Annotated in this window: 6 protein-coding genes; 1 reads left to right on the top strand and 5 read right to left on the bottom strand. The window is 47.6% G+C overall.

From position 1 onward, the window contains the following. Positions 1-103: 103 nt before the first annotated feature. Entirely contained in the window at positions 104-472 is a 369-nt protein-coding gene (locus ACM64D_RS12135) for a PilZ domain-containing protein (protein WP_415063489.1), read from the top strand. A 69-nt stretch (positions 473-541) separates the two neighbouring features. Here the strand turns inward: ACM64D_RS12135 and ACM64D_RS12130 are convergent, their stop codons facing one another. The 5 genes from ACM64D_RS12130 to gatA form a co-directional block, all read right to left on the bottom strand. Beyond that, complete coding sequence (locus ACM64D_RS12130; RefSeq protein ID WP_415063488.1) at positions 542-1918, bottom strand: LPXTG cell wall anchor domain-containing protein; 1377 nt, start codon at positions 1916-1918, stop codon at positions 542-544. A gap of 114 nt (positions 1919-2032) precedes the next feature. Beyond that, on the bottom strand, positions 2033-2515 hold the full coding sequence (locus ACM64D_RS12125; protein ID WP_415063487.1) for a DUF192 domain-containing protein: 483 nt from the start codon (positions 2513-2515) through the stop codon (positions 2033-2035). Beyond that, positions 2481-3392 (bottom strand): Ppx/GppA family phosphatase, encoded by a 912-nt coding sequence (locus ACM64D_RS12120; RefSeq protein WP_415063486.1) that lies wholly within the window; start codon positions 3390-3392, stop codon positions 2481-2483. Before ACM64D_RS12120 ends, ACM64D_RS12125 begins: the two co-directional genes overlap by 35 nt. Before the next feature lies 1 nt (position 3393). After that, positions 3394-4827, bottom strand: a complete 1434-nt coding sequence (gene gatB / locus ACM64D_RS12115; RefSeq protein ID WP_415063485.1) for an Asp-tRNA(Asn)/Glu-tRNA(Gln) amidotransferase subunit GatB — start codon at positions 4825-4827, stop codon at positions 3394-3396. Further along, positions 4817-6289 carry an Asp-tRNA(Asn)/Glu-tRNA(Gln) amidotransferase subunit GatA gene (gene gatA, locus ACM64D_RS12110; protein WP_415063484.1) on the bottom strand — a complete coding sequence of 491 codons (1473 nt, stop codon included), beginning with the start codon at positions 6287-6289 and terminating at the stop codon, positions 4817-4819. The genes gatB and gatA overlap by 11 nt, the downstream gene beginning before the upstream one ends. Positions 6290-6292: the final 3 nt, after the last annotated feature.

The following is a 6292-nucleotide window of genomic DNA, read 5'->3' as shown; positions in this document are numbered from 1 at the left end:
AAAATTTACGTCATTTTAATAAAAATGAGCTCGACCACCTATTAATTTTTCGTAAGTAATGCCGAAAGGATATTATTCCATTATTAAGCACAAGGAGTCTAACGTGGAGGATACTGTAACAGTTCCGGCACCAAGAACCCCTCTTAACCTCGAGGTTTCTTTCAAGCGCAATTATGCGCGCGAAGAGACCAAAGGCACGCTTAAAAATATCAGCATCACGGGAGCCTTTTTAGAGTTTACGGGCGGAGATGTACGCGCCAACGAAAAGTTAAACCTTATTTTTATCGTCGCAGGTCGCGAGCGCAAAGTCGCCGCTCATGTGATCTGGACGAACTCTCTAGGTTGTGGGGTCAAATTCATGCCTGTGAATAACAGAGACGTGCAAATCGTCGATGATTTGATTTACTTCGTGGAGAACAGCCGAAGCGATCGGCGATCCCTCATGGATACCATCTTTAAAAAGGTTGGTTAGATCCAAAACAAAAAGAGCGAGTGAAAACTCGCTCTTTCTTTTTTTACTCATCGAAAATCTTCAAAAAACTTATGTTCCTACGTGAGTGTGGTCCATCGCTTGTTGCTCAAGCTCTTTCTGCTTTCGTTTCTTTCTCATCACAATAAGAACAGCGAGACCTGCGGCGGCAAGACCAACGACAGCCAATGCCATTGTCGTATCGTTATCCATTCCCGTCGGTGCTTCCTCGGCCATTTGTGGAGCGTGAGCTGGGGGAGCAGGTGGATTCACAGCTTCAACTGGCGGCGGTGGTGGAGGAGCCATGTGTTGCTCTTGAGCCACTTCCATTGGAGGAGGCGGTGGTGGCGCCATCTCCATGCCTGGTTGTTCAGGCATTGGTGGAGGAGGAATTTCGCCTTGGGCTTGTTGAGGAGGCATCATCTCTTCCTGAGCTGGAGGAGCCGGAATTGCAGGAGCTTGAGGTTCCTGACCTACGGCGGCTGCCACTTCCTGATGAGGTGCTGCCGCAGCCATAGCCCCACCTTTCCAATAACGAAGCTCCGTGCCTTCAGCGATGTTGCCTTTAGAGTCTACAGAGTTGCTAGACCAAACTTCTTTCCAAGCATTGTCATATCCCAAAAGATTTTTAGACACCGCACGAATGTTATCCCCAGACTTAGCCACATAAACTTCTGGAGCCATGCCGTTATCTTCATAGTAGGTCACGATACGAGTCGCATCTTCTGGACGATGAGGAGAGTTGTAATAAACCTTGTCGCCAGGACGAACATCGCGCGAGTTGAATGTTGGATTTCCCTTCTTTAACTCGGCCGTCTTATCCGCACCGTAAATCATCTGACTGATACCAGACAAAGAGTCTCCGGGACGCGCGAAGTACACGGTGTTGTACAACGTCTTTCCCACTTTCCAAGGAGTCGTTGCCACTTTTTGTAAAGGCGCGCTGACTTTAGCGGGAGCTTCAGAACCTTCAACAACTGTCGTCGTGCTCTTGGTTGTTGTTGTGCTTTCTACCATGGTCGTATTGTCTTCCGTGGTCGGCGACGCAGAGTCTACGATTGTTGTGGAAGATTCCGCAGGAGGTGGTGGAGCATCTGTCGCCTCTGTGAACGGATCTGCTGGCAAAGTCTCTGAGCTGGTCGCAATGTCGACCTGTTCCGTGGTCGCTTTGTTGTCGCCAACCGTTGATTCCGCCGTGGTCGTTGTTGTTTCTGTTGTCGTGGTGGTCTCTGCGATTGTTTCGCCCAGAGCATCCTCAGGGAGTTGATCGCTCGCCAAAGAATCATCGCCTGCGATTTCTAGCGATTCTTCGCCGTCAAGTTTTTCAAGATCGGCAGAATCGTGATCAGCGGCAACTTCTGTATCCGCATGATTATCTTTAGACGTACAGCTTGTTAGCTGAAAAGCCAGACCTAAGCACGCTAGCAAGATAACGAGTTTTTTCATCATGTGTTCATCCTTGAGTGATGCTATGAAACATACTGTTTCAGTAAAGCGTTATTAACAATCTAAAGCACAAGATAGAAGGCTTGCAAATATTAATAAAACCCCTAGACTTTCGCTCTAAGGAAACTTAAGCCTGCTGCCAATTTTAATTCTGTTTTTGTCAAACCATCCCTTATTCATTTCAAGAGCATATTTAGCTGGCTTTGCGCTGGGATAAGAGGCCAGTTGCGGCTCGGGGATTCCTTTGCCCGACTTCATTTCCTGAATATCGACCAAGGTCCCGTTCTTATCAAAATAGCCAATGGAAAGATCAATCAAAGTATTTTTCATCCAAAAAAAACGAGTCTCTTCATTTTTAAAGATAAAGAGCATCCCCTCGTCCGGACCTAGACTTTCCCTGAACATAAGACCACGTTCGTGTTGCGCCGGCGTCTCGGCAATTTCCACGACCAAGGTTTTAGGTCCCAACTTAATCTTTCGCGTCTTGAATTCACTCGCGTGAGCGGAGGTCAGAAAAAACAAAAAGGAGAAGGCCGAAAGAAAAACTATTTTGGTAATGAGGCCTTTACTTCTTTTTAAGCATTTCAAGAGCAACACCATAACGAACTCCTTTTGTTGAGACAATCATTCCAGGCAAATGAAGCGCCTCGAGGACCGCCAAGAGGATGGAAGCCCCGACAAAAATAATATCGGCGCGGCCCCCCAATTGATATTTTATTTTCTTCTCTTCGACGGTGGTCGCGGCAAACTCACGCACCCAATATTGAAGACGCTCTTTCTTTAAGAAGAAACCATCCACTTTTTTTTCATCAAAGCCCCCGACCTCAATCGCAACTAAAGAGGTCGGCGTGCCCGCCACGGCAATGACTTGATCAATGCGTTCGTTTCTTAATTCTGGCAGCACCCTTTGCAATTCTTGCGCAATATAGTCTTCAACGGCTGTTTGTTCGTGAGGAGGAACGGGTTGAACACTCACAAGCTTTTCCGTCAAACGAACTCCTCCGATATTAAGGCTTTCTCCAAAAAGAATTTGTGAGCCTCGCCCGACGATGAGTTCTGTTGAACCGCCCCCCACATCCACGACCAACGAGGTTTTATCGTTGTCGGCCAGGCCCGCCGTTGCGCCTTGATAAGTAATCCGGGCTTCATCTTCGCCGGGAATAATTTGAATAGGAATTCCCAGATCCTCACCGATCTTAAACAGCTCACGACCATTTTTTGCGTCACGAGCTGCGGAGGTGGCCATGGCGAGAATCTGATCAACACCCTGCAAGTCGATTTCTTTTTTAAATTGCGTGAGAGTCTCGCGCGCCCTTTGCAGGGCCTCGGGATGAAACTCTCCGGTCTTGTCGACACCTTGGCCCAAACGCACCACCTGCATCAAATCCTTATGGACCTTGGTGATGCCTTCGGCGTTACCCTCGGCAATCAGACATAAAAATGTGTTGGTTCCCAGATCAAGTGCAGCGACTTTCATTTTACTTCAATTTCTCCTGAAGAATTTTATTTACCAACTCGGGATTTGCTTGTCCCTTAGAGGCCTTCATCACGGCACCCACAAAAAATCCAAAAAGATTTTTCTTCTTGCCCGTTTTGTGATCTTCCACGGTTTGTGCGTTCGCCGCCAAAACATCATCGACGATTTTTTCAATCGCCGCAGGATCAGAGATCTGAATAAGTCCCTTTTCTTTAACGACCACTTCGGGATCTTTACCCGATTGCCACATTTCTTGAAAAACCGTTTTTGCGATCTTTCCGGATATTGTGCCCTTATCAATCAAGGCAATCATGCGCCCAAGTTGCTGTGGTTTGATCGGAGAATCTTTGATCTCTTTGTTGGCTTGATTCAGCTCTCTTAAAAGTTCCGTCATGATCCAGTTTGAGGAGGCTTTAAAGTTTTTAGACTCTTTGGCGGTCTCTTCGTAAAAGTCAGCAAGAGCTTTTTCCATCGTCAGCACCAGAGCATCATATTCGGGGAGAGCGTGTTCAATTTGGAAACGCTTGGCGCGTGCAATCGGCAGCTCCGGCAGTTCTCTGCGGTACTGCTCAATCATGCTGTCAGTAACGATCACCGGTAAAAGATCTGGATCTGGGAAATAACGATAGTCTTGAGCGTCCTCTTTGGTTCTCATTGAGAATGTCCGATTCTTGTCAGGATCCCATAGACGAGTTTCTTGTATGATTTTTTCTCCGCGCTCAACGGCGTCGATTTGGCGTTCGATTTCGTATTCAATCGCCTTTTCGACAAAACGAAACGAGTTGATGTTTTTAATCTCAACCTTGGTTCCAAATTGTGGCGCACCGACTTTGCGTACGGACACGTTACAGTCGCAACGCATAGATCCTTCTTCTAAATTTCCGTCGCAGACATCAAGATAACGGACTATCTGACGAATCGTTCGCGCGTACTCCGCCGCTTCCGCGGGTGATCGCAGGTCGGGACCAGAGACAACCTCTAACAGAGGAATCCCAGAGCGGTTGTAGTTGATTAACGTATATTCACCGTGATGACTGGATTTTCCGGCATCTTCTTCCATGTGCGCGCGAGTAATGGATATGGTCTTCTCCACGCCGTCGACTTTAAAAGAGATCGTGCCATTTTCACACAAAGGCTGGTCATACTGAGAGATCTGGTAACCCTTGGGAAGATCCGGATAGAAATAGTTTTTACGCGCAAAAACAGACTTGCGACGAATATCACAACCCAAAGCCAATCCGGTTTTTATGGAATATTCCACAGCCTTCTTATTCAGAACGGGCAGTGTGCCGGGCATCCCGGTGCTGACGGGTGATGTGTTTTCGTTGTCTCCGGCATTGAACTCCGTAGAGTCCGCGCAAAACATTTTTGTCGCCGTACTCAATTGTACGTGAATTTCAATTCCAATAACGGCCTCAAAACCTCTATACGACATGTGGATTTTTTCCTTTCACCGGAGAAGCGCTTTCAAGGGCGTAAGCCACATCCAACATCTTTTGTTCTTCAAAGTGTCCTGCCGTCAGCTGCACCCCAATAGGAAGACCGTCTTGAGACATCCCAAAAGGAACACTCATTCCTGGCAGACCCGCAAGATTTGTTGATGTCGTAAAGATGTCGTTAAGATACATCGTCAACGGATCAGAAATCCGTTCACCGATTTTGAAAGCCGGGGCCGCAGTCACAGCGCTCAAGATGACGTCACATTTTTTAAAAGCCTCAAGATATTGATTCATGATCAGGCGACGAACCTGACCGGCCTTATTGTAGTAAGCATCATAGTATCCACTTGAAAGACAGTAGGTCCCCAACATGATACGGCGTTTGACTTCTTTTCCAAAACCTTGCCCGCGGGTCTTGCTATAGAACTCTTCTAAATCAATCGCAGAGAGATTCTTAAAGTCCGCTCGATACCCATATTTAACCCCATCATATCGAGCTAAATTCGAGGAGGCCTCGCTGGCCGCCACAAGATAGTAAACGGGAACTGCGACCTCCGTCATTGGAACAGAAACTTCAACAATTTCGGCTCCCATTTTTTTCAATGTTTCAATGGAGTTTTCCACAGTTTTTTGCACGTCGGGATGCAGGCCGCCCGCCATGTACTCTTTCATCAGGCCAATCTTCATACCTTTGACATCCGCCTTCAGATGCCGACTCCACGCAGGAACAGACTTTTGAGTTGTCGTTGAATCATGACTATCAAAACCAGAAATAACTTCCAAAGTCAGAGCCGCATCTTTCACACTGCTCACCATGGGGCCGGCTTGATCCAAAGAAGAAGCAAACGCGATAATTCCATAGCGGCTCACGCGCCCATAAGTGGGTTTTACACCTACAATTCCACAAAAGCTTGCGGGTTGGCGAATCGAGCCCCCTGTATCTGTTCCCAAAGCACCCACCACCAAGCGAGCCGCTTGGGCGGCGGCAGAACCCCCTGAAGAGCCCCCCGGAACACACTCTAAGTTCCAGGGATTGCGAACAATCCCGTGAAAGGACGTTTCATTGGAAGAGCCCATGGCGAACTCATCTTGATTGAGTTTCCCCATAACCACGATTCCTGCTTTTTTCAGGCGCGCAACAACCGTCGCATCATACGGGGGCACAAAGTTCTCAAGAATTTTTGAGCCCGCTGTCGTCGTCAGGCCTTTCGTGCAAAACATCTCTTTGATTCCAAAAGGCACACCTGCCATCAGGCCTGCGTCTTCGCCCTTGGCAATGCGAGCATCAATGGCTTCCGCCTCTTGAATGGCGTGGGCGTTTTTGGAGGAAAAAGAATTGAGCCTTCCATCCAATGATTCAATCCGTTTTTGAAAATGTTCTGTCACCTCTTTGGCGCTGACTTTTTTTGACTTTACCGCAGCAGCAATTTCAGTGATGGAGGCGAATGTTAAATCCATTGT

This window comes from Bdellovibrio sp. (assembly GCF_047637665.1).
Taxonomy (GTDB): domain Bacteria; phylum Bdellovibrionota; class Bdellovibrionia; order Bdellovibrionales; family Bdellovibrionaceae; genus Bdellovibrio.
This window is presented reverse-complemented; position numbering and strand designations above follow the sequence as displayed.

Excerpts from the sequence above, each read along its gene's own strand:
- ACM64D_RS12130 (WP_415063488.1), bottom strand. The coding sequence starts at position 1,918 with ATGATGAAAAAACTCGTTATCTTGCTAGCGTGCTTAGGTCTGGCTTTT.
- ACM64D_RS12125 (WP_415063487.1), bottom strand. The coding sequence starts at position 2,515 with ATGGTGTTGCTCTTGAAATGCTTAAAAAGAAGTAAAGGCCTCATTACC.
- ACM64D_RS12120 (WP_415063486.1), bottom strand. The coding sequence starts at position 3,392 with ATGAAAGTCGCTGCACTTGATCTGGGAACCAACACATTTTTATGTCTG.
- gatB (WP_415063485.1), bottom strand. The coding sequence starts at position 4,827 with ATGTCGTATAGAGGTTTTGAGGCCGTTATTGGAATTGAAATTCACGTA.
- gatA (WP_415063484.1), bottom strand. The coding sequence starts at position 6,289 with ATGGATTTAACATTCGCCTCCATCACTGAAATTGCTGCTGCGGTAAAG.